The 21,586-nt window shown below is 54.1% G+C and carries 16 protein-coding genes; 7 read left to right on the plus strand and 9 right to left on the minus strand.

Annotated features, from left to right (window positions below; all coding sequences use genetic code 11):
• Positions 1 to 77: 77 nt before the first annotated feature.
• Positions 78 to 1,562: a CYTH domain-containing protein gene (locus CX651_RS00680; protein ID WP_167398127.1), complete on the minus strand. Its 1,485-nt coding sequence runs from the start codon at positions 1,560 to 1,562 to the stop codon at positions 78 to 80.
• Between the two features lie 232 nt (positions 1,563 to 1,794).
• On the opposite strand from CX651_RS00680, the gene CX651_RS00685 reads away from it, so the two are divergent.
• From CX651_RS00685 to putA, 4 genes are all read left to right on the plus strand, one after another.
• Complete coding sequence (locus CX651_RS00685) at positions 1,795 to 2,475, plus strand: TIGR00153 family protein (RefSeq protein ID WP_039034527.1); 681 nt, start codon at positions 1,795 to 1,797, stop codon at positions 2,473 to 2,475.
• Between the two features lie 27 nt (positions 2,476 to 2,502).
• Positions 2,503 to 3,771, plus strand: a complete 1,269-nt coding sequence (locus CX651_RS00690; RefSeq protein WP_101052656.1) for an inorganic phosphate transporter — start codon at positions 2,503 to 2,505, stop codon at positions 3,769 to 3,771.
• A gap of 127 nt (positions 3,772 to 3,898) precedes the next feature.
• Entirely contained in the window at positions 3,899 to 4,477 is a 579-nt protein-coding gene (locus tag CX651_RS00695; RefSeq protein ID WP_101052658.1) for a TIGR04211 family SH3 domain-containing protein, read from the plus strand.
• A 254-nt stretch (positions 4,478 to 4,731) separates the two neighbouring features.
• On the plus strand, positions 4,732 to 7,923 hold the full coding sequence (putA, locus tag CX651_RS00700) for a bifunctional proline dehydrogenase/L-glutamate gamma-semialdehyde dehydrogenase PutA (RefSeq protein WP_189577738.1): 3,192 nt from the start codon (positions 4,732 to 4,734) through the stop codon (positions 7,921 to 7,923).
• 75 nt (positions 7,924 to 7,998) lie between these two features.
• Here the strand turns inward: putA and CX651_RS00705 are convergent, their stop codons facing one another.
• Both CX651_RS00705 and CX651_RS00710 read right to left on the minus strand, forming a co-directional pair.
• A complete protein-coding gene (locus CX651_RS00705) occupies positions 7,999 to 9,228 on the minus strand; it encodes a dicarboxylate/amino acid:cation symporter (protein ID WP_101052662.1) in 1,230 nt (409 codons plus the stop codon).
• 230 nt (positions 9,229 to 9,458) lie between these two features.
• On the minus strand, positions 9,459 to 9,722 hold the full coding sequence (locus CX651_RS00710) for a hypothetical protein (protein WP_101052664.1): 264 nt from the start codon (positions 9,720 to 9,722) through the stop codon (positions 9,459 to 9,461).
• Between the two features lie 432 nt (positions 9,723 to 10,154).
• Between CX651_RS00710 and CX651_RS00715 the strand changes: the two genes are divergently transcribed.
• On the plus strand, positions 10,155 to 11,453 hold the full coding sequence (locus CX651_RS00715) for a DUF5666 domain-containing protein (protein WP_101052666.1): 1,299 nt from the start codon (positions 10,155 to 10,157) through the stop codon (positions 11,451 to 11,453).
• Positions 11,454 to 11,520: 67 nt separating this feature from the next.
• Here the strand turns inward: CX651_RS00715 and CX651_RS00720 are convergent, their stop codons facing one another.
• The 5 genes from CX651_RS00720 to CX651_RS00740 form a co-directional block, all read right to left on the minus strand.
• On the minus strand, positions 11,521 to 12,066 hold the full coding sequence (locus tag CX651_RS00720) for a NifB/NifX family molybdenum-iron cluster-binding protein (protein ID WP_101052668.1): 546 nt from the start codon (positions 12,064 to 12,066) through the stop codon (positions 11,521 to 11,523).
• A complete protein-coding gene (locus CX651_RS00725; protein WP_025888568.1) occupies positions 12,063 to 12,353 on the minus strand; it encodes a DUF134 domain-containing protein in 291 nt (96 codons plus the stop codon). Before CX651_RS00725 ends, CX651_RS00720 begins: the two co-directional genes overlap by 4 nt.
• Before the next feature lie 154 nt (positions 12,354 to 12,507).
• Complete coding sequence (gene cydC, locus CX651_RS00730) at positions 12,508 to 14,253, minus strand: heme ABC transporter ATP-binding protein/permease CydC (RefSeq protein ID WP_101052670.1); 1,746 nt, start codon at positions 14,251 to 14,253, stop codon at positions 12,508 to 12,510.
• A 1-nt stretch (position 14,254) separates the two neighbouring features.
• Positions 14,255 to 16,129: a heme ABC transporter permease/ATP-binding protein CydD gene (cydD, locus tag CX651_RS00735; RefSeq protein WP_101052672.1), complete on the minus strand. Its 1,875-nt coding sequence runs from the start codon at positions 16,127 to 16,129 to the stop codon at positions 14,255 to 14,257.
• Between the two features lie 356 nt (positions 16,130 to 16,485).
• The gene (locus CX651_RS00740; protein ID WP_101052674.1) at positions 16,486 to 17,532 is read right to left on the minus strand and encodes a DUF3626 domain-containing protein; all 1,047 of its coding nucleotides are present in this window, start codon (positions 17,530 to 17,532) and stop codon (positions 16,486 to 16,488) included.
• A gap of 223 nt (positions 17,533 to 17,755) precedes the next feature.
• On the opposite strand from CX651_RS00740, the gene CX651_RS00745 reads away from it, so the two are divergent.
• Together CX651_RS00745 and dbpA are read left to right on the plus strand one after the other, a co-directional pair.
• Positions 17,756 to 19,255 (plus strand): DEAD/DEAH box helicase, encoded by a 1,500-nt coding sequence (locus tag CX651_RS00745; protein WP_101052676.1) that lies wholly within the window; start codon positions 17,756 to 17,758, stop codon positions 19,253 to 19,255.
• A gap of 152 nt (positions 19,256 to 19,407) precedes the next feature.
• On the plus strand, positions 19,408 to 20,793 hold the full coding sequence (dbpA, locus tag CX651_RS00750; RefSeq protein ID WP_101052678.1) for an ATP-dependent RNA helicase DbpA: 1,386 nt from the start codon (positions 19,408 to 19,410) through the stop codon (positions 20,791 to 20,793).
• Positions 20,794 to 20,982: 189 nt separating this feature from the next.
• Here the strand turns inward: dbpA and CX651_RS00755 are convergent, their stop codons facing one another.
• Positions 20,983 to 21,585 carry a PqiC family protein gene (locus CX651_RS00755; RefSeq protein WP_101052680.1) on the minus strand — a complete coding sequence of 201 codons (603 nt, stop codon included), beginning with the start codon at positions 21,583 to 21,585 and terminating at the stop codon, positions 20,983 to 20,985.
• Between the last annotated feature and the right edge of the window lies 1 nt (position 21,586).

Consider the following 21,586-nt stretch of genomic DNA (forward strand, 5'->3'; position numbering starts at 1 on the left):
AATCAACTAAGAAGGACGCCGAGGCGTCCTTCTTAATGCTTACTCGCGAGCGATTCGTCCGGAACTCTTACCAGGCATCAGCGCCAGTAAGGATGTTGCTGCAGCGCCATCTTACGGGATTGTTCCATAGCAAAAGTCAAACTCTGCTGTTTGTCGGCCAGGGCTTCGGCAAACTCAGGCGCCAACTGCTCGGCCATGACATAAGCGCCAAGACTAATGATCCCTTGACTCAAATCCTGCCAGGGCGCGCGGAAACTATCACGAGCCTTGGATGAGTAGAGACTGCCATAGGCCAGCCCCACCAAAATACCTTCATCTAAAGCGGTAGCCAGATTCAAATAATCATCACGGCTGAGTTCATCCCCCGGCATGGCCGCGAGCAGCTTTTGCCAGGAAGCCTCCTGCAGACCGTCACAGGTTCCCCGCAAACCTCCGGCCACGACTATCTGCATCTCACCACTGGCGAGCTCGAGCAACATGTTCACCAGTTGCAACTGCAGCTGACCATAGCGGCAATCCTGCCATAGCGCTTGCAAGCGGCTGCGGAAATCCATCTTTTGCAGCTGTTGCAATGCCCGTTCACGCACATCATCTGCATCGGCCAACTTACCAAGCAGCAACTTATCCTGGGCCAAACGCGTGAGATAATTGGCTTCTGTTACAAAGCCGAGTTGCTGCTCCAGCCAGGCAAATCCCGCATCTGTCTGGCTGTTGCCCAGAGTAAACTGCCCCAAAGTCAAGCGCAGCAGGCGCACACAAGAGCGCAGACGCTGCCACAAGAGCGCTTGCCCTGACGGATCATCAAAACTCTCGGCAATCATACCCTCCAGCAATTGCCAACGCTCCAACGCCGTTTCCAGCACCACCAAGAGTGTTGCCTTGATATCACTATCACAAGGCAAGCTGATATATTGCAGCGCCTCCAACGCCAGTGGACTGGCCTGCTGCGCCAGGCGATAGCCTCGCTGCGCCTTACTGGCCTTCCCCAGGCGCAGAGGCACATTGGCTGCCACCAGCTGTGCCAGCGGTAAGAGATCGGCCGCCCGGCCCCGCTTGAGTTCAAACTCCAACTCACAAAGCGATTCGCTCCGTCCCCCGGCAGTGATAGTGCCGGTATCCAGTGCCAGCTCTATCAGACTCTCCCCCTGAACAACCAACCAGCAGCAACGCTGAAAATCGGTATGAAACAGGCAACCGAGCCGGGCTTGCAGTGCGTCGATGTCGGTATTCTCAGGCCAGATTTCAGCAGGAAACAGCGATAAAATAGGGCTGTTAACATCAATATCGACATTGTATTCCGGTCGACTGTGGATCCCACCGCTGACCCGGCCGGCTGTTTTTATGGTCTGTTCCCGCTTGCCGTCACATCCGCGGACTCTAAGCCCCATATCCAGCTGACGCAGTGCCAGCTCGGGCGTATCATAATAGCCATTACTCAACTGTCGGCATCCCTGGGGTGTGGCGGCAGGTAAGGAGTTCAGAAATGTAGTCAGGTGACTGACTTCTGCGGCGGGGAAAAAGAGCTTAAGTTCTATCTCATTTTGTTGATTGTCGGCATCCATGGTGCACTACTGCTCATTTTGTCATCAAAAATTCATCATCTCGTCATGCAAAGGTCACAATGTCATATTGTTGTCACAAAAATGACCTAGGATTATCCTGTCGGGTGATATATAACCCGATAGAATAAAAACTGACGTGTTTTCTGTAAAAACACAGTTTCAATAAGCGGACGCTTGGGTTAACATTCGCCCGCATTTCCAATAGTGGAATAACCTAAATAGGTAAACGGCTATGCCAGTAAACTCTATTTTAGGCGTGTTTGCAAAATCGCCGATAAAACCTCTGCAAGAGCATATAGACAAAGTATACGATTGTGCTTCGCTACTCGTGCCCTTCTTCGAAGCGACCATAGCTGAAGATTGGGACAGTGCGGTCACTATTCGCAAGAAGATCAGCCAAGAGGAAAAAGAAGCTGACTTTCTTAAACGCGAAATCCGCCTGACACTGCCAGGTGGCTTGTTTATGCCAGTAGAAAGGACTGACTTACTGGAGCTCCTGACCCAACAGGACAAAATCGCTAATAAAGCTAAAGATATTTCCGGTCGAATCATCGGCCGCCAACTGCTTGTTCCTCAAACCATCCAAACCCCATTCATCGCTTATTTGCAGCGCTGCCTGGATGCAGTCGCCCTGGCCAAAGAAGCGATCAACGAGCTCGATGATCTGCTGGAAGCAGGCTTTAGAGGCCGTGAAGTGGATTTGGTAGCCAAAATGATCAGTGAACTCGATGCTATCGAAGAAGACACTGATGATCTGCAAATTCAGGTGCGTCGACAGCTGTTCGCCATGGAAGCTGAACTTAATCCTATCGATGTCATGTTCCTCTATAAGATAATTGAGTGGGTTGGTGACCTGGCAGATCTTGCCGAACGTGTCGGTTCCCGCCTTGAGCTGATGCTGGCTCGCGTCTAACAAACAAAAGGTTATCAAGGTAACAACATGGTTGATGTATTAGTCACCTATGGCCCATGGCTCATAGGTATCGCGGCTGTTTTCGGGTTTCTTATGGCCTGGGGCATTGGGGCCAACGACGTAGCAAATGCTATGGGTACGTCTGTTGGTTCAAACGCTATTACCATTAAGCAAGCGATTATTATCGCAATGATCTTTGAATTCGCCGGCGCCTATCTGGCCGGTGGTGAAGTCACTAGTACCATACGGAAAGGGATCATAGATTCCGCTTTCTTCATAGATAGTCCCGAGCTACTGGTCTACGGCATGATAGCCTCTCTGTTGGCTGCGGGTATCTGGCTGGTAGCCGCATCAGCTCTGGGCTGGCCGGTTTCCACCACTCACTCTATCGTGGGAGCCATCATAGGCTTTGCCGCTGTGGGTGTTGGCACTGAAGCCGTTGCCTGGGGCAAAGTCGTTGGTATCGTTGGCTCTTGGGTCGTCACCCCGGCCATCTCAGGCTTTATCGCCTTTATGATTTTCCAGAGCGTACAAAAACTGATTTTCAATACTGAAAACCCTTTGGAAAACGCTAAACGTTATGTGCCTTTCTATATGGCATTTGCCGGCTTTGTGATGTCCTTGGTTACCATCACCAAAGGATTGAAACACGTTGGTCTCAAGTTCAGCACTGTAGAAGCCTATCTGTTGGCACTGGCGATCGCCATTCTGGTGGGTATTGCGGGTAAAATCGCCATCAGCCGTCTGAAGATGAGCAGCAAAAATGATCGCCAGACCAACTTCGGCAACGTTGAACGAGTCTTTGCCATTCTGATGGTTGTTACCGCCTGTTGTATGGCTTTTGCCCACGGCTCCAACGACGTGGCCAACGCTATTGGCCCATTGGCTGCAGTAGTTTCTGTGGTAAACAGTGGCGGTGCCATTGAAGCCAAGGCACCGCTGGTTTGGTGGATCCTGCCTCTGGGTGCCGTCGGTATCGTTATGGGACTGGCCATCTTCGGCAAGCGCGTAATGACCACCATAGGTAAGAATATTACTCACTTGACCCCAAGTCGTGGCTTTGCCGCCGAACTGGCCGCGGCCTCAACCGTGGTTATCGCCTCGGGTACAGGCTTACCTATCTCTACCACTCAAACTCTGGTAGGTGCGGTATTGGGTGTGGGCATGGCCAGGGGTATTGCCGCCATCAATATAGGTGTGGTTCGCAACATTGTAGTTTCATGGGTCGTGACCCTACCAGCCGGTGCCGGCCTGTCTATTCTGTTCTTCTTCACTATCAAGGGTGTGTTCGGTTAACAGAAGTAGCATTAGAAATCACGGTAAATATCATGATTATAAGAGGGAAGTCGAATGACTTCCCTCTTGCATTGAAGCCTTCAAATCCCTAGCATGTGGGCAGTATTTTGCGACAGAGAATGACTAAGTGTTAAGACTCCTGACTCTCATAGGGATGATGCTCCTGTCTCCCACCCTATTGGCCCAAGGCCAGACGCGCTATATTTCGGACGATGTCTACATCTACATTCATGGTGGACCCGGCACTCAATACCGGATCCTGGGTAGTATTGAAGCCGGTCAACAGGTAAGCGTTTTACCTGAGCGCCAAGGCGATTACACCAAGATTATCGACCATAAGGATCGCGAAGGCTGGGTTCTGACCAGCATGATATCCAAAGACAAATCGCTGCGTTTTCGCGTCTCTGAGCTGGAAAGCCAATTGACCGAAGCCAAAGGCCAGCTCGCTGGGCTTCAGAACGAAAATGGCGATTTCAAGGGCGAGCTGGGTAGCCTCAAGTCTCAGTTGAGCAAGGCCCAGGCAGAACTGGCAGAGGCTAGCACAGAACGCGATGAAGCCATTGCCAAGCTCAAGTCAATGAAAGATAACGAACGTTTTCGTATGTGGCAGGAAGGCGGACTTATCGCCGCCCTGGGTTTAATCCTCGGGGTCATTCTGGTTTACATGCCAAGACCACAGCGACGCAAGAAAGATCGTTGGATGTAATAGCATTTTTCCCTTCTCAAAGGCCAGTGTTTAAAACCACTGGCCTTTTGTTTATGTGACTTTACAGCTGGGGTGCGTAAAGCCAATTAAACAATTTTCACATTCCCGCCAAGATTGGTGTCACAGATCACATTTTGATTGTATAATCGGCGCGCGCAAGCGCCAATATTGTATACAAAATTAATAAAGCGTCTTTTGCGTCAGACATATTCCAGGTAATTCGAGCAGTCCTTAACTGCCCCCAACCGGCTTAGATGGAAGCGATAACTATGTTCAAAGCGAGTGAAGTTCTGGCAGGCCACTATGATAGCGCCAATCTCGACGAACTCTTTAAAGCCATCAGTGACAACTATATTGTCGACGAAGAGCAATATTTGTCCGATCTGATCAAGCTAGTCCCGTCGAGTGACGAAACCATTGAGCGTGTGACCCGTCGCGCCCACGACTTGGTCAGCAAGGTTCGTCAATATGACAAAAAAGGTCTGATGGTAGGTATAGACGCTTTTTTACAGCAATACAGCCTTGAGACTCAGGAAGGCATCATACTCATGTGCCTGGCCGAAGCCCTGCTGCGGATCCCGGATCCGGAAACGGCCGATGCCCTGATTGAAGACAAGCTCTCAGGAGCCAAATGGGACGAGCATCTGTCAAAGAGTGATTCAGTATTGGTCAACGCCTCGACATGGGGCCTGATGCTGACGGGCAAAATCGTCAAACTGGATCGCAACCTGGATGGCAGTCCAAGCAACTTATTGAAGCGCTTGGTTAATCGCCTGGGTGAGCCGGTGATCCGTCAAGCCATGTATGCCGCCATGAAGATCATGGGCAAACAGTTCGTACTCGGCCGCACAGTTAAAGAAGCACTAAAAAACAGTGAAGACAAGCGCAAACAGGGCTATACCCACTCTTACGACATGCTGGGTGAAGCCGCACTGACCCAGAGAGACGCCCAGAAATACTTCCAGGATTACTCCCACGCCATCAGCGAATTGGGGGCCCAGCAGTACGATGAATCCCAGGCGCCCAGACCGACGATTTCCATCAAGCTGTCGGCGCTGCATCCCCGCTATGAAGTGGCCAATGAAGACAGAGTCATGTCCGAGTTGTATGCCACAGTGATCAAGCTGATTGAGCAGGCTCGCAGCCTGAATGTCGGTATCTCTATCGATGCCGAAGAGGTAGACCGTCTTGAGTTGTCGCTCAAGCTGTTCCGCAAGCTATACAACTCTGAAGCCGCCAAGGGTTGGGGCCTTTTGGGCATAGTGGTGCAGGCATACTCCAAACGGGCCCTGCCTGTACTCCTGTGGCTAACCAAGCTTGCCAAAGAGCAAGGTGATGAAATCCCGCTGCGACTGGTGAAAGGCGCTTATTGGGACAGCGAACTCAAGTGGGCTCAGCAGGCAGGTGAAGCCGGTTACCCCCTCTACACCCGCAAGGTGGGAACGGATCTGTCCTATCTGGCCTGTGCCCGCTTCCTGCTGTCGGACAAGACCCGCGGTGCCATCTATCCACAATTTGCCAGCCATAACGCCCAGACAGTCGCTGCCATCAGCGATATGGCCGGCGATCGTGAGTTTGAATTCCAGCGTCTGCACGGCATGGGACAGGAACTATACGACACTATTTTGGCGGAAAGCCGAGCTCGCACCGTCCGAATTTATGCGCCGATAGGTGCCCATAAAGATCTGCTGCCCTATCTGGTGCGCCGTCTGCTGGAAAACGGTGCCAACACTTCATTTGTGCATAAGTTGGTGGATCCCAACACGCCTATCGATTCACTGATCACCCACCCTCTGGTGACAGTCAAACAATATAAAACCCTGGCCAATAACAAGATAGTGAAGCCTGCCGACATCTTTGGCAGTGAACGCAAAAACTCCAAGGGACTCAATATGAACATTCTCTCTGAAGCCGAACCCTTCTTCGCAGCACTGGATCAGTTCAAGACTCATCAATGGCATGGCGGCCCGCTGATCAATGGTGAAACCCTGAGCGGCGAGTCAAAGGCGGTTGTCAGCCCCTATGACACAACACAAACCGTCGGTCAGGTTATTTTTGCCGACGACCAAGCCGTTGAGCAGGCCATCAGTTCAGCCGTCGCAGCTTTCCCCGCCTGGTGTCGCACACCGGTGGCACAGCGCGCCAACGCGCTGCAAAAACTGGCCGACCTGCTGGAAGAAAATCGCGAAGAGCTGATAGTGCTCTGTACCCGCGAAGCCGGCAAGAGCCTGCAGGACGGCATAGATGAAGTCCGTGAAGCCATCGACTTCTGCCGCTACTATGCGGTGCAGGCCAAGAAGATGATGAGCAAGCCCGAGCTGCTCCCTGGGCCGACCGGTGAATTGAACGAGCTGTTTGTTCAAGGCCGCGGTGTCTTTGTCTGTATCAGCCCCTGGAACTTCCCGTTGGCGATTTTCCTCGGTCAGGTGACTGCTGCCCTTGCTGCCGGCAACACAGTTATCGCCAAACCAGCCGAGCAAACCTGCCTTGTGGGTTACCGCGCCGTACAGCTGGCCCATGAAGCCGGGATCCCCAAAGAAGCGCTGCAATTCCTGCCGGGCACAGGCGCCAGTGTCGGCGCCGCACTGACCAGCGACGAACGTATCGGCGGCGTCTGCTTCACAGGTTCTACCGGCACGGCCAAGGTGATCAACCGCGCTCTGGCTGCCCGCGAAGGCGCCATCATTCCACTTATCGCCGAAACAGGTGGTCAAAATGCCATGGTGGTGGACTCCACTTCCCAACCGGAGCAAGTGGTCAACGATGTGGTTGCCTCTTCCTTTACCAGCGCTGGCCAGCGCTGCTCGGCGCTGCGGGTACTCTATCTGCAGGAAGATATCGCCGAACGGGTGCTGGAGATCCTCAAGGGTGCCATGGATGAACTCAGCATTGGCTATCCAGGTTCAGTGAAGACAGATGTCGGCCCGGTGATCGATGCCACAGCCAAGGCCAATCTCAACGCCCATATCGAGCACATAAAACAGGTAGGCAAGCTTATCAAACAGGTGGAGCTGCCCGCTGACTGCAAGGATGGCCATTTCGTTGCGCCAACCGCGGTGGAAATCGATTCCATCAAGGTGCTGGAGAAAGAACATTTCGGCCCGATACTGCACATTATCCGTTTCAAAGCCTCAGAGCTGGACAAGGTGATTGCCGATATCAACAGCACAGGCTTTGGCCTGACTCTGGGGATCCACAGCCGCAATGAAGGCCACGCCCTGAGCGTTGCCGACCGAGTCAATGTAGGTAACGTCTATATCAACCGTAACCAGATTGGCGCCGTGGTGGGTGTGCAGCCCTTCGGTGGTCAGGGGCTTTCCGGCACAGGCCCCAAGGCTGGCGGGCCACACTACCTGACCCGCTTTATGACGGAAAAGACCCGCACCAACAACATCACAGCCATAGGTGGCAATGCCACTCTACTGTCACTGGGTGATGCGGAATAATCTCCACCCATGAAAAAAGCCAGGAATAGTTTCCTGGCTTTTTATTACCTGCTCACGGCAAACAAACTCACGCTATCAGCTCTTGGCTTCCTCGGGACAAAAGTTGTCCATCACCAGAGCGCAGGCGGCATCGCCGGTAATATTCAGCGATGTACGTATCATGTCAAATACCCGGTCGAGGGCAAACAGCAGTGGCAGTCCATCAATAGGGATCTTGGCCGCCAGTAATACGGCCACCACCAGGAAAGAAGGTCCCGGCACCCCGGCCTGGCCAATAGCGCCCAAAGTGGAAGTGAATATAATAGCCGCATAGGCGGCAAGGCTCAGATCAATGTTATACATTTGAGCAAAGAACATAGCGACCAAACCATAGTAAATGGCGTTGCCGCTCATATTGATGGTGGCGCCCAACGGCAATACGAAAGAAGCTGTGGCTTTTGAGACCTTCAACTCCTGCTCACAAGTTTCCATATTCACCGGCAAGGTTGCCATGGAGGAAGCCGTAGACAAGGCCATCACCTGAGGCTTTTTCATTGCACTGATAAAGCGCGCCGCCGACACCTTGGAAAACAGCTGCACCATCAAGGGGAAGAAGATGAAACCGTAAATCAAAATCGCCCCAACGAAGACGATGAACAGTTTAAATACCACCTCAAGAGCGTCAAAACCAAAGGTGCCGACTGAGTCGGCCATCAGACCGAATACCCCTATGGGTGCCACCAACATGACACAGTTGATCATCCAGACCATAGCCTCTGTGATAGCATTGAGCGCCCCAAGGATCGGCTTGGCCCCATCGCCCTTGACCTTGGTCAGTGCTATGCCAAAGAAGATACTGAACACCAGGATCTGTAAAATATTCCCCCCGGTCAGCGACTCAAACACATTGGTTGGTATCATGCCAATGAAAGTATCCATTACACCTGGTAGATCACCCTGTTCTTTGGTGACTTCCATTAGGTCAGTCATACTGTGAGCAGTAAAATCAACCCCCTTACCAGGTTGAAACAGGTTTCCCAGCACCAATGCCAAGGTGACTGCGATCCCCGAAGTCACAATAAAGAAGCCGAATGTTCCTAGACCGATTTTCCCAGCCGAAGGGGTATCCCCCAGACTGGCTGCACCTGAGATGATAGCCACCAATACCAGCGGTATGACCAACATCTTGATCAAATGGATAAAAATAGTCCCCAATGGGGCAAACATGCTGGCATCCTCACCAAACCACCAGCCGACAGCCGCCCCCAAAAACATGGCAATCACGACTTGCACGCCGATATTGCCAATCCAGTGTTTGTTATTCATTGTTATGTCTCCGCCGCACAAGGGCGTCATCTTGTCAAAATCAAAGCGGGCAAAGGTACCACATTCAAGCCAATCGCTTCCGTGAGTTTTCTCGACTCAGGCTCAACAATTAGTCAAAAATGGCAAAAGATGCAAAGAGAATTTAAAATATTCAATTCTCTTTGCATTTTAATGAGGAAAGCTTAAATAAACTCGCTTTATAACGGCTTAAAATAGAGATATCTCAACAGCTACAAATGAGTCGAGACAGCCAAGGCTGCTGCTGCAGCCAACCCTACCAGCACTATCCAAACAATGGCATTGCCGCTTCCTGGCTCTTTGTCGGCCAATTCCAGTTCCGGATGCCCCTGCAAATAGTCATCCACCTTCTTTTTTGCCTCTTTCAGGCTCAGGTTATCTCGTTCTCGCAGGAGTTTAATCGCATGAATCGTCTGCCTGTCTTCCAGTAGACTGATCACTTCCAAATCCAAGGAACTCTCTTTGGTGAGGGTCATAGTATCTTCCTGATTAGTGGGGGACGTCATTGTCACAACTTTTCTAATACTGATAACTGTAGCTATAAAAAAGCATAGTTCCAAGTAGTAACTTGTTCTCTTTTTTAGCTATTCAGAGTCTCCCACTGCCTGGACACCTCCCTTATAAGCCCTCTAAAAATCATACTACTTGCGATTTAAGTTGGCTTGGGATGTGAACAAAAAGTGTATAGACAGCATGTTTGTCTGCCGATTGCAGTAAATCATGCTGATTTAAACCTTAACTGAATTCAAAAACCAAACACATCTGCAGAGGAATTTTCAAAGTAACCCTCTATTTTTTAACGACAGCATACGATCATTAATAAACTTTCATCCCGCCCTAATCTTAACCTCATCTGCAGTTGTTTATCCTGCCGCCGCTTTAAAAACCAAGACCCTAAGGAGAACAGAATGCAAAGAAGCATATGGCTGGTTCCTCTCGTTGCCGGACTGAGCGCCTGTGGCGGTTCAGACTCCAATGAGTCGAACAATCCCGATCCCCAACCGCCGGTTGCCACTTTGGCCAAGACTATCCAAGGTACCCTGCAAAAGGTCGATACGGATACGCTTTGGGTCAATGGTGTGGCAATCCCGGCGGCCAGGGCCAGTGTTGAAATCAATGAAACCAAGGCCAGCCTCACTGAGTTGAAGCCCGGTATGCAGCTCAACATCAAGACAGATGGCAACAGTGCCATCAGCGTAGACTATGACCCTGTGCTGGTTTCCCCGGTGAGCGCAATTGATGCCGAGCAGGCTATTGTGGCCGGTTACCAAGTAACTGGACTTGACCTCAGTAAAGTCAAGGCAGGTGATATAGTTGAACTCAGTGGTTACAACCTGAGTGATAGTCAGTTCAAGGCCACCTATTTTGCTATCGACAATGACAGGCAAGAGATGGAAGTTGAAGGTCGGGTAAGCAAGCTGGACACTCATCTGAAGCAGTTCTATCTCGGTAATATGCAGGTGGACTATGGTGCCAATGCCGTTCAGGTAGATGACACGCTGGCCAATGGTTCCTGGGTAGAAGTTGAAGGTCAATATCAGGGTGAAGTATTACTGGCTTCTGAAGTGGAAGTCGAACGCGCCCCGGATTTGGACAAGGGCACTGAGGTAGAACTCGAAGGTCAGGTTACCTGGGTCAACGAGTTGCAAACCCGCTTCACCTTGAACCAAAAATGGCAAGTGACACTGGATGGTAAAACTCTCTATGAAGATGGCACTGTTGCCGATCTCAAACCCGGTGCCTTGGTCGATGTGGAAGGCCTGTGGCAAGACGATACTCAAGAGCTGAAGGCCACCGAGATTGACTTTGAAAAACAGAGTCAGCCACCAGTGATTGCAAGCCACGCTTTTGAAGTTGAAGGCAAGGCTGTGTATGAGGCCGGTGTATTCAGCATCAACGGCATAGCGCTGACACTCACGCCTCAGACCCGCTTTGAAGATGGTTTGAACCAAGCCAGCCTCAACGGCACCTGGGTACAGGTTGAAGGATCAGAGCAAAATGGCCAATTCCTGGTAATGGAAATCGAACCTGAGGTGCAGGAAGCGGACATAGAGCTCAAGGGCTTGGTCAATGATGACGGCCAAGGCGCCAGCCTCTGGGGTTATAAGGCCAGCGACGACAGCCTTGCGCCTCATATTGGCAAAAGGGTCGACCTGGAATGCCGCTTAAGTGGCGAACTGCTGAGCCAGTGCCGCCTGGATGATTGACAACACAAGATGACAAAAGAGTGCCGGCTTTCTGCCGGCACTCTTGTTTCTATTTCTGTAGACGGCTTTATCGCAAAGGCCTGAAGCCTGCGTAACTCAACTTGCCTTGCTGGTTTAACGGGTCACCAAGGGGTTTTAATTTGGCCTCAGTGCGGCTCTTACAGCCACAGCCGCCACCACAACCGCCTTTCGCTTCCGCTTCATGGCCATGCTCATCACCATGGCAACCACAGCCACCACCACAGCCTCCTTTGGCTTGATGTTTGAGTGACGGACGTCCAGCCGCAGCACTGGTCAGCCGCAACTGAATATCACTGGCCGCAACCAGCAAAGCAGCGATATCACTGCTCTCTTTGCCGGGCCGACAAACGCTGATGCCGCCATCGAGCAGCTTACCCAACATTCGCTCACCGATTTGATCCACCAACACAATGCGGCCACCTTTGTCCTTGATAAGCTGCAGCATCGCCTTTTTGGCGGCGCAGTTGCCGCCTGCGGCTGCCGGATTATCCAGGGTAAAACAGTGGTTGTGCTTGTTATCATAAAAGGCCAGTTCTTTGGCCTTGGTAAAATGCCCGGCCAAGCGGCCCCGGCTCAAGGGTATCACTATCATCTCTGTTCCTCAGTGTGGGGCAACTCCAGCATCTGTCCCTCTATCAGGGCCTTGGCCAGCTTATGGCGTGCCTGCTTAATCAAGTTGCCAAAAGTCTGCCTGGATATCCCCATCTGCTCGGCGGCCTCTTGTTGCGCCAGACCGCGAAAATCGGCCAACGCCAGGGCCTCAAACTCATCGGCAGCCAACGCGACCGCCTCCAGGGCTGAGGCCGGAATGCCGTTGGGTTTGTAGAAGCGGCAGGGCGTGCCATGCTGCAGGCGGCGGCATTTTCTGGGTCTGGGCATGGGAGTATCCTTATTTGTTATTGGCATATGCCAATAACTCTATTCTGACTTTGAACCTGTATGGGATCTGTGATCCAGGCAAGAATTTTGCGTTTTTAAAGAAAAAGGGATGCCGATGCATCCCTTTGAATAAGCTAACTTGAACCTCTGCGGCTCAGTGTAACCTCTGATACAGGGCGCTGTAGGCTGGCGACTCCTGCAGCAGTTGCTCATGGCTACCACTGGCCACTAGCTTGCCTTCATCCAACAGGTGGATGGCATCCATCTGCGCCATACCGGTTAGGCGATGGCTTATCATCACCAGCGTCTTGTCTTTGGCAAACTGCAACAGCAACTTGAGGATCTCCTGCTCGGTGCGCCGATCCAGCCCCTCTGTAGGTTCATCAAGCAGCAGCAGCGGCGCATCCCGCAGCAATGCACGAGCCACGCCGATCCGGCGCTGCTCGCCACCGGATAGCTGACGCCCGCCTTCACCTATCCAGGCGTTGAGCCCCTCACCCGCAAGCAGCCCCTCCAGCCCAACCTGGCACAGCACCTCGGCTAGCGTGTCATCAGTGACTTTTTCCGGCAAGGCCAGCTGCAGGTTATCTCTGAGACTGGCGCTGAGCAATTGTACCCGCTGACTGACCACTGTCATGGAAGCCCGCAAGGTCTTTTCATCCAGAGAGGCCACAGGTACGCCGCCCAGCAGTATCTCCCCCTGCTGCGGCTGCCACTGACGGGTTATCAAGGCCAGCAGACTGGACTTACCCGAACCGGTTTTCCCAAGGAGCGCCACCTTGCTGCCCGCCGAGACCTGCAGCGACAAGCCTTGCAGCACTGGCTGGGTATCTGTGTAACCGAAATGCACATCTTTGATGCTAAGGGCGCCGCTCTCGGGCGCACCTGCCGAGACGGCAGGGAATTCAATGTCGGAGCGCTGCTCTGTCAGCTCGGACACCCGCTTGGCAGCCAGGAGCACAGAAGACAGATGTTGAAAGGCGCCGGCCAGCGGCATCATCATCTCGATACAGGCCAGAGTGGCAAACAAGACCATGGCCAGCAAAGGCCCGGGAGGCACGGCCGGCCCAACACCTGCGGCAGCAAACCAGAGCAGCAACAACACCAACAAGCCGTGACAGAGGATCAACATGGCCTGGCTCAGGCCGGTGATCGCCGCCATCGCCTTCTGACTGGCAAACCAGCTCTGCTCGGCGCGGTCGAGTTCCGCGCGAAAGCTTTCAGCAGCGCCACCTTTGGCATCGGAAAACAGACTCAGCTCTGCCTGGCCGGATAACCATTCCAGCAGCCGAACCCGGTAGCTGCGCCGCGCTTCAATCAGCTCGCGCCCGGGCTGCCTGCCAAGCAGGTAGAACACACTCGGCAACAACAACCAACTGAGCAAGAGGCCAGTACAAAGCAGGATGGCCAAGTTGAGATCAAACCAACCGATAAAGGTGGTCAATGCCAGCAACATCAGCAAGAAGGCCGTCAGCGGCGTCAACAACCTCAGATACAGGTGATCCAGCGTGTCGATATCGGCCACCAAACGGTTGAGCAGATCGCCGCGGCGCATTCCGGAGAGATTGCGTTCACTCAAAGGCAGCAAAGAGCGCCAGGCCCACAACCTGAGATCGGTCAGGATCCTGAAAGTGGCCTCATGGGTAGCCAGCCTTTCCCCGTAGCGGCTTGCCGTGCGGGCAATGGAGAGGAAGCGCACCCCGCCCGCCGGAGTAAAGTAGTTGAAGGCTTCCGCCGTCACCAGAGCCAGACCGGCCACTGCGGTAGCAGATAAAAACCAGCCGGAGAGCGACAACAGGCCAATACCGGCCATTAGGGTCGTTACTGTCAGCAGCAGGCCGACAAACATCATCAAAGACTGGCGGCGGAACAGACGGATAAAGGGCAGTAACAGCTTCATCTCAACGCTCCTCCCCTGACTCTGGTTTTGACTCTGGTTTTGACTCAGACGCGGGTTTTGAGTCTGACCCGGCTTCCGCCTCAGCGGTCGCGGCAATCGGCGGCGTATCATCGAGGGAGACCGCCAGCGGCAGCTCATCCAGCATCTGCGCCAGCAAGCCCGGCTGCGCTTTGAGTTCGGCAAAGGTGCCCTGCTGCACCAGTTTTCCCTGATCCAGCACCAGGACTCTGTCCATCCGATCCAGTTGATCCAATCTATGAGTCACCATCAGGCAGCTCTTACCGGCCATCGCCTGCCACAGCGCACTCAGCACCAGTTGTTCACTCTGGCTGTCGAGGCTGGCGCTGGGCTCATCGAGCACAAACAGCTGCGCCTGACGCCCAAGGGCGCGAGCCAAAGCCAGCCGCTGCGCTTGCCCCACAGACAGGCCACCGCTGTATTCATCCAATTGATGCGCCAGCCCATCCGGCAAGGCGCGAACATAGTCGGCCACCTTGGCCTGTTGCAGATAATCCCACAATTGCGCCTCGGTCAATTCGGGCTGGCCGAGGCGCAGATTATCGGCGATGGTGCCGTGGAACAGCTGCGGATTCTGGCCAAGCCAGGCGATACGGCTGCGCCAGGCGGCAGGATCCAGTTCGGCCAGTTCAATACCATTGAGCTTTAAGCTGCCCTCATAGGGCAGAAACCCCAGCAGAGCGTTGAGCAGGCTGGTTTTACCGGCGCCACTCGGGCCCACCAAGGCCAGCTTCTCGCCCGCCGCTAAGCTAAAACTCAGCGGCCCCAGTAAAGGCACCCCGTCTATGCTCAACACCTTGAGATCCCTGGCCTGCAGTTCAATGCTCTCACCGGAGAGGGGCTGTTCGCCACGCTTGAGTGGCTCAGGCAATTCCAGCAGTGCCATCAAGGATTCGGCGGCGCCCACCGCCTGGGCCTTGGCATGGTAGTGAGTGCCCATGTCGCGCAGCGGCTGATAAAACTCTGGTGCCAAAATCAGCACAAACATCCCGGTAAACAGGCTGATACCCATGCCGTAATGGCCAAAGTCCAGGTGCCCCAGATAACTGAAGCCGAAATACACCGCCAAAATGGCGATGGATACCGCGGCGAAAAACTCCAGTACGGCGGAGCTGAGAAACGCCATTCTGAGCACAGCCATGGTACGCTCACGAAAATCTTCCGAGGCCTTGCCTATGGCGCGCTGCTCCGCTTCGGCGCGATAGAAAAGCTTGAGCGTTGGCAAAGCCTTGAGGCGATCCATAAAGTGGCCGCTCAATTGCTGCAGCGCGCCAAAATGCTTGCGGTTGGCATCGGCGGCGCCCATGCCGACCAAGACCATAAACAGTGGAATGAGGGGAGCAGTGCCGAGCAAAATCAGGCCACCGGCCCAGTTGATGGGGAACACACATACCAAGATGATCAGCGGAATAAAGGCCGCCAGGCTCATCTGCGGCAGGTAACGGCCGTAGAAATCCTGCAAATCTTCTATCTGTTCCAGCACTATACTGGCCCAACTGCCGACAGGCTTGCCATTGACAAAGGCCGGCCCCAGACGCTCAAGCTTATTGAGCACAGCGGCGCGCATCTGCTCTCTAAGGCGTCTGCCGGCCTCGAAGCTGACTCGCTCTCTGAGCCAAGCGATAACGGCTCGCAGCAGCACCAAGGTGGCAAAGGCCAACATATGCGGAATAAATGCCTGTCTCTCTAGCTCGTCGATAATCAGCCCCTGCAACACAGTGGCCAGCACCCAGGCCTGACCCACCAGCGCCAAGCCGTTGAGTACGCCCAACAACACAGAGAGTTTAAGGAAGGGGCCACAGGCAGATTGTTGCGCTTTGAGCCAGCGACCGAGTTGTTTCTCTAAGGATTTGTCCATGGGATCCTACTGCAAAATCAGCTAATGACGCTGTTGCTGCCAAAGCAGCAAGGTAATAGCTTGACCTAAGGCGAATCGTTCGGTAGGCAAGCAGTATCGCAGGCATCGTCAAGGGAATAAACCCGTTGCCAAGGAACTGTTACCGGACTCACAAAATTTGCGCCAGATCAAAAAAACGCACCATAAGCCAAGCAGCTTAACCCCAGGTTAACGACATCCCCGCTATCTACTTAACGCTAGTTCTACTTAACGCTAGAGGGTCGCTTCGATGGCACAGCTACCGCCGTGAGCACACAGTGCATACTCACGGGGTAATACCAGCTCAATCGAGACGACCGACCAGAGATGGAGTGCCCTCAGCGGCTGTGACCAAAACGCACCAGCACATGCCACAGCAACTTGAGCTGCTGCTTGAGCTCGGCTTCATTGCCAAGCATGCGCCACTGCTGCGGATCTTTATGCAGTGCCAGCGCCGCCTCCCCTATCAGACGGGCATCGAGCAGGCCATCCGGTGCCACCAAGGCGGCGAGCTTGGGCATGGCGGCACCGCGAAAATCTGGCGGCACCTCATCAACCGGCATTTGATAGCCCTGATGCCAACACAGCTGCAGTCGGTACTTGTCACACAAGCGCTGCATCAGGATCTCCATCTCAGTGCCTTTGAATGCCGGATCGGCCACCAAGTGAGTCAGGTCTTCACCTATCACCAGCTCACCATGGCATTGAGCCTCAATATAATGATCCAGGTCACCGCTCATGGGGCGCTCAAACCTGGCTGCCACCCCCAAAGGTAAGGCATCAACTAGATAATCAACCAAGGCCGCCGGGCGCAACTGACTTACACCCAATGCCGAGCTTCGCTCAAAGCACTCGTTGAACAGCGCAGCAAAAATATCTTCAAAGCAGGCCGCAGTGCCTTTTTCCCTGGGCTCACGGCAGGAGTCCAGATAGCTGAACGTGCAGCGGTGCAACAACGCAGGTGATGACAACAGATAACAGCTGCCGAAACGGGCCGAAGGGCCATTTTGATGCATGCCCAGATCCAGGGCGCCGTATTTGGGGCGCCCTCTGGCACCACGATAACAGTCGCCGAACAGCTGGTTTTCCCAATGATCTCGCGGACCACCAACCTGAGGCGAAAGTTTGCCGTTGGATACCCGGGTTTCAAACTGGGTCTTGTAAATACCATCGGCCAGCATACCGGCCAACACGGGCCAGCCGCGGGAATCGATTCTGTCCGGGTGAAAATGAAAGGCGATACGGCCATGTTGAGCCAGCATATTCAGCCCAAGAGTGAGCCGTGCCGTGTCGATGGCGGACATCGACTGCACATTCTTGATCACGCTCAGGGCATACTCCCTGCGGTGCAGCGCCTGTGCCTGTATATGCTCTATTGCCCTCATACACCTCACCGAGTCGAGGCCTGAATTTGGCTCTTGCTTTTCCAAGATAGGTTAAGCGGCTGCTTTGCAACAGTAAAAATTAAGACAAGTATAAAATAAAAGGGTTCAAGTTGGCTGCAATTAGCACTTTGGCCGCAAATGCTGTAAGCTTGCCGCCTTCGCCGCAACGCTGTGCACTGCGGCTCCCATATCTCAGCTCCGCGCTGTCAATTGAGAAGATTGCATGAGTTTTGCCTCCCTGGGCCTGTCGGCCCCGATTTTGAACGCTGTCGCCGAACAAGGTTACTCCACTCCATCCCCCATTCAAGCCCAGGCCATTCCCGCAGTATTGCAGGGCCGGGATGTGATGGCTGCCGCCCAGACAGGGACAGGCAAAACCGCCGGCTTCACCTTGCCTTTGCTGGAGCGTCTCAATGGTGGCATTCGTCCGCGGGGCAACCATATCCGCGCTTTGGTGTTGACCCCCACCCGTGAGCTGGCCGCTCAGGTGGCCGAAAGCGTCAGTCTCTATGGCAAGCATCTGGATCTGCGTAGCTCAGTGGTCTTTGGCGGTGTTTCCATTAACCCGCAGATGCAGACCTTGAGAAAAGGGGTCGATATCCTGGTGGCCACACCGGGGCGCCTGTTGGATCTGTACCAACAAAATGCCATCAAATTCGGCCAGCTGGAAGTGCTGGTGCTGGACGAGGCCGACCGCATGCTGGATATGGGCTTTATTCACGACATCAAAAAAATTCTGGCTTTGCTGCCGGCCAAGCGGCAAAACCTGATGTTCAGTGCCACCTTCTCTGACGACATTCGCCGCCTGGCAAAGGGCTTGGTGCACGATCCCGCCGAGATCTCAGTGGCTCCGGCCAACAGCACCGCCGAGCGGGTGAGCCAGAAGTTGCACCCGGTAGACAAGTCAAAGAAATCGGCGCTGCTGACCTCGCTTATCAAAGAGTACAAGTGGCAACAGGTACTGGTGTTTACCCGCACCAAACACGGTGCCAACCGTCTGGCCAAGCACCTGGATGGCAAAGGGATTGGCGCCGCCGCCATCCACGGCAACAAGAGCCAGGGTGCCAGAACCAAGGCACTGGCCGATTTCAAGAGTGGCAAGGTCAAGGTGTTGGTTGCCACAGATATTGCCGCCCGCGGCCTGGATATAGATCAATTGCCACAAGTGGTTAACTTCGATCTGCCCAATGTGGCCGAAGACTATGTACACCGCATCGGCCGTACCGGCCGCGCCGGTGCCAGTGGTCAGGCAGTGTCTCTGGTAAGTGCGGAAGAATTCAAGCAACTCAAAGACATAGAGCAGCTGATCGGCAAGACTATCGAGCGTGAAATCGTCAATGGCTTCGAACCTCAGGAAGCCTTGCCGGAATCGCGACTCAACCCGAACAAGATAGGCCCGAAAAAGCCCAAGAAGCCGAAAAAGCCCAAAGAGGGACATCAGGATGGCCAGCGCAGCGGCAACCTGGACAAAGGTAATGGCAACAAGCCGGCCAATGCTGAAAACCGCCATCGTCGTCCGGCCCAGGGCGCCAAGACCGAGGGTTCAAGTGCCAGACGCAGGCCCACAAACGCCAAGCCTCAGGGCGGTCGCTCCCAGGAGAGTAAGCCGCAAGGCGCCGGCAAGGGTAATAGCGGCTCAGGCCAGCCGCGCAATAACCAGGGCAGAACATCACAGCAACGCGACTCACAAGCGCGCGGCTCCCGGCAAAGAAATGAGCGCTAAGCTCAATCAAGCCTGAGATTGAAAGCCCACTTGAGTGGGCTTTTTCAATGCCGCAATCAATGCTGCAAGATTAGTCTGCCTAAAAACCATCCCCGCCTGTTACAATACCCCTTTACCATTTTTGCTCCATTTGCGAGCCCATAGGACACAGCTTGAGTGATTTACCTTTTTCCAGCCTGCCGTTGAAACCCGCCCTGCTGGCCACCCTGAACGATCTTGGTTTCACCGCCATGACCCAGGTTCAAGCCGCCAGCCTGCCGGCCATTATTGAAGGCCGCGACGTGTTGGCTCAGGCGAAAACCGGCTCAGGCAAAACGGCGGCCTTCGGTCTTGGGCTGTTGAATCGACTCAATGTGAAACGTTTTCGGGTTCAGTCCCTGGTGCTCTGCCCTACCCGGGAGCTGGCCGATCAGGTGGCCAAGGAGCTGCGCCGTTTTGCCCGCGGCATTCACAACATCAAGATCCTGACCCTGTGCGGCGGCGTGCCTGTGGGGCCACAGATAGGCTCGCTGGAACATGGCGCGCACATTATAGTTGGCACCCCGGGGCGGGTACTGGACCACCTGCAGAAGGGGCGTCTGGATCTGGGCGAATTGCAGCAACTTGTGTTGGATGAAGCCGACCGTATGCTGGAGATGGGCTTTGCCGATGCACTGGAGCAGATAAGCGCCTATATGCCGGACAAGCGCCAGAGTTTGCTGTTCAGCGCCACCTTCCCGGAGCCGATTGCCGAACTGGCCCGCGCCATGATGGATAAGCCGCTCAGCATCAAGTTGGAGCAGCAACATGATCAACTCAGCATAGCGCAGCAGTTTATCGAAGTGACGGACACCGCCTCTAGGCTGCAAGCGGTGGAAGCATTGCTACTGGCCCACAGGCCGGAGAGTGCAGTTATATTTTGCAATACCAAAAGAGAAACCCAGGAGCTGGCCGACAGCCTGGAGCAGCAGGGCTTCAGCGTGCGGGCACTCCATGGCGATCTGGATCAGCGCGAGCGCGATCAAGCTCTGGTGCAGTTTGCCCTCAAGAGCGTGGTGGTGTTGGTGGCCACAGATGTTGCCGCTAGAGGGCTGGATATCGAAGCCCTGGATCTGGTGATCAACTATCAACTGGCGTTCGATCCCGAAGTGCATGTGCACAGGGTCGGTCGTACCGGCCGCGCCGGTGCCTCGGGCCAGGCCGTCAGCCTGGTAGGCCCCAAGGATGGCATGCGAATGGCGCTGCTGGAGGATATCTTCGGCCCGCAAACCATGAGCGAACTGCCAAAGCCCGGCAATTATTCCTCAGCGCCGATAAGAGCGGCCATGCGCTGCATCCGCATTGAAGGCGGCAAGAAGCATAAGCTGCGCCCGGGGGATATTCTCGGTGCTATCACAGCCGACAACCGCCTGACCGGCGCCGATGTGGGCAAGATACAAATTCAGGATATCTGGTCTTATGTGGCGGTGCGCAGCGAGTGCGCCAATACCGCCGTCAAATTACTGAGTGAACGCAAGCTCAAAGGCAAGTCGTTCCGCGCCTGGGCGATGAAACCTTAAACCGAAACCATCAACACCGCCAGCGGCGGTGGTTTAAGGATGATAAAAATGCCTGCATCACTTTGCAGGCATTTTTATGTTTATCCACATAGCGGCAGTCTGCTGATGCTGCCAGCCAAATAGCGTTAGGCAAAAGCCATCAGCAAGCCTCTGGCATTAGTCAGCAAGTTGGCTGCGTTCAACAGTATTTTAGCGCGTGGAAGCCAAACTCTGTTCGCTAGTGAGATTCAGGCTCGCAATCCCGGCATCAATATCCCGCGCCAGCTTTTCAAGCCCCAGGGAGAGGCTCTCCACCAGCGCCGGGTATCCGTCTGAAGTCAGGGGCACGTCATAATGAAAGTCGGCCTGCAACACTTGTTCGCCGGAAGTCTTACTGATGCGCCAATGGCCCCCAATCAAGGCATCGCCGCTGTATCGTCCGTGAAACTCGTTGAAACTTAAAGTCAGGGTTAACGGCTGCTGCGCCGGTATATTGACCGAGGCCTCACGTGGGCATTCATTGGCCAACAAAGATACCATCTTGACCTTTATCTGCTCAGTGATATCACCGGCCCACAGATGCTGACGGGCGATAGCCAATTCATGGTTTGAAACCTGATAAACCAAACCATTGCCCGCCAGAAAGTCGGCCATTTCCACCCCGGCGAGGCGCCATTGACACTGGCGCAGATGGGATGTTGCTCTCGTTTCAGAAGTTGCCTGCGGCGCTTTACCCAAGAAATAAGTGGTTACCTGGGGTTGGCTGGAGCAGCCGGCCAATACCAGCAGTAGAGAAAACAGGATAATTCGCATA

The sequence above is a fragment of the Shewanella chilikensis genome (assembly GCF_002836945.1).
In the GTDB taxonomy this organism is placed as follows: Bacteria; Pseudomonadota; Gammaproteobacteria; order Enterobacterales; family Shewanellaceae; genus Shewanella; species Shewanella chilikensis.

Coding starts and splice junctions, on each gene's coding strand:
- CX651_RS00680 (WP_167398127.1), bottom strand. CDS start 1,562: ATGGATGCCGACAATCAACAAAATGAGATAGAACTTAAGCTCTTTTTC.
- CX651_RS00685 (WP_039034527.1), top strand. CDS start 1,795: ATGCCAGTAAACTCTATTTTAGGCGTGTTTGCAAAATCGCCGATAAAA.
- CX651_RS00690 (WP_101052656.1), top strand. CDS start 2,503: ATGGTTGATGTATTAGTCACCTATGGCCCATGGCTCATAGGTATCGCG.
- putA (WP_189577738.1), top strand. CDS start 4,732: ATGGAAGCGATAACTATGTTCAAAGCGAGTGAAGTTCTGGCAGGCCAC.
- CX651_RS00705 (WP_101052662.1), bottom strand. CDS start 9,228: ATGAATAACAAACACTGGATTGGCAATATCGGCGTGCAAGTCGTGATT.
- CX651_RS00710 (WP_101052664.1), bottom strand. CDS start 9,722: ATGACCCTCACCAAAGAGAGTTCCTTGGATTTGGAAGTGATCAGTCTA.
- CX651_RS00715 (WP_101052666.1), top strand. CDS start 10,155: ATGCAAAGAAGCATATGGCTGGTTCCTCTCGTTGCCGGACTGAGCGCC.
- CX651_RS00720 (WP_101052668.1), bottom strand. CDS start 12,066: ATGATAGTGATACCCTTGAGCCGGGGCCGCTTGGCCGGGCATTTTACC.
- CX651_RS00725 (WP_025888568.1), bottom strand. CDS start 12,353: ATGCCCAGACCCAGAAAATGCCGCCGCCTGCAGCATGGCACGCCCTGC.
- cydC (WP_101052670.1), bottom strand. CDS start 14,253: ATGAAGCTGTTACTGCCCTTTATCCGTCTGTTCCGCCGCCAGTCTTTG.
- cydD (WP_101052672.1), bottom strand. CDS start 16,129: ATGGACAAATCCTTAGAGAAACAACTCGGTCGCTGGCTCAAAGCGCAA.
- CX651_RS00740 (WP_101052674.1), bottom strand. CDS start 17,532: ATGAGGGCAATAGAGCATATACAGGCACAGGCGCTGCACCGCAGGGAG.
- CX651_RS00745 (WP_101052676.1), top strand. CDS start 17,756: ATGAGTTTTGCCTCCCTGGGCCTGTCGGCCCCGATTTTGAACGCTGTC.
- CX651_RS00755 (WP_101052680.1), bottom strand. CDS start 21,585: ATGCGAATTATCCTGTTTTCTCTACTGCTGGTATTGGCCGGCTGCTCC.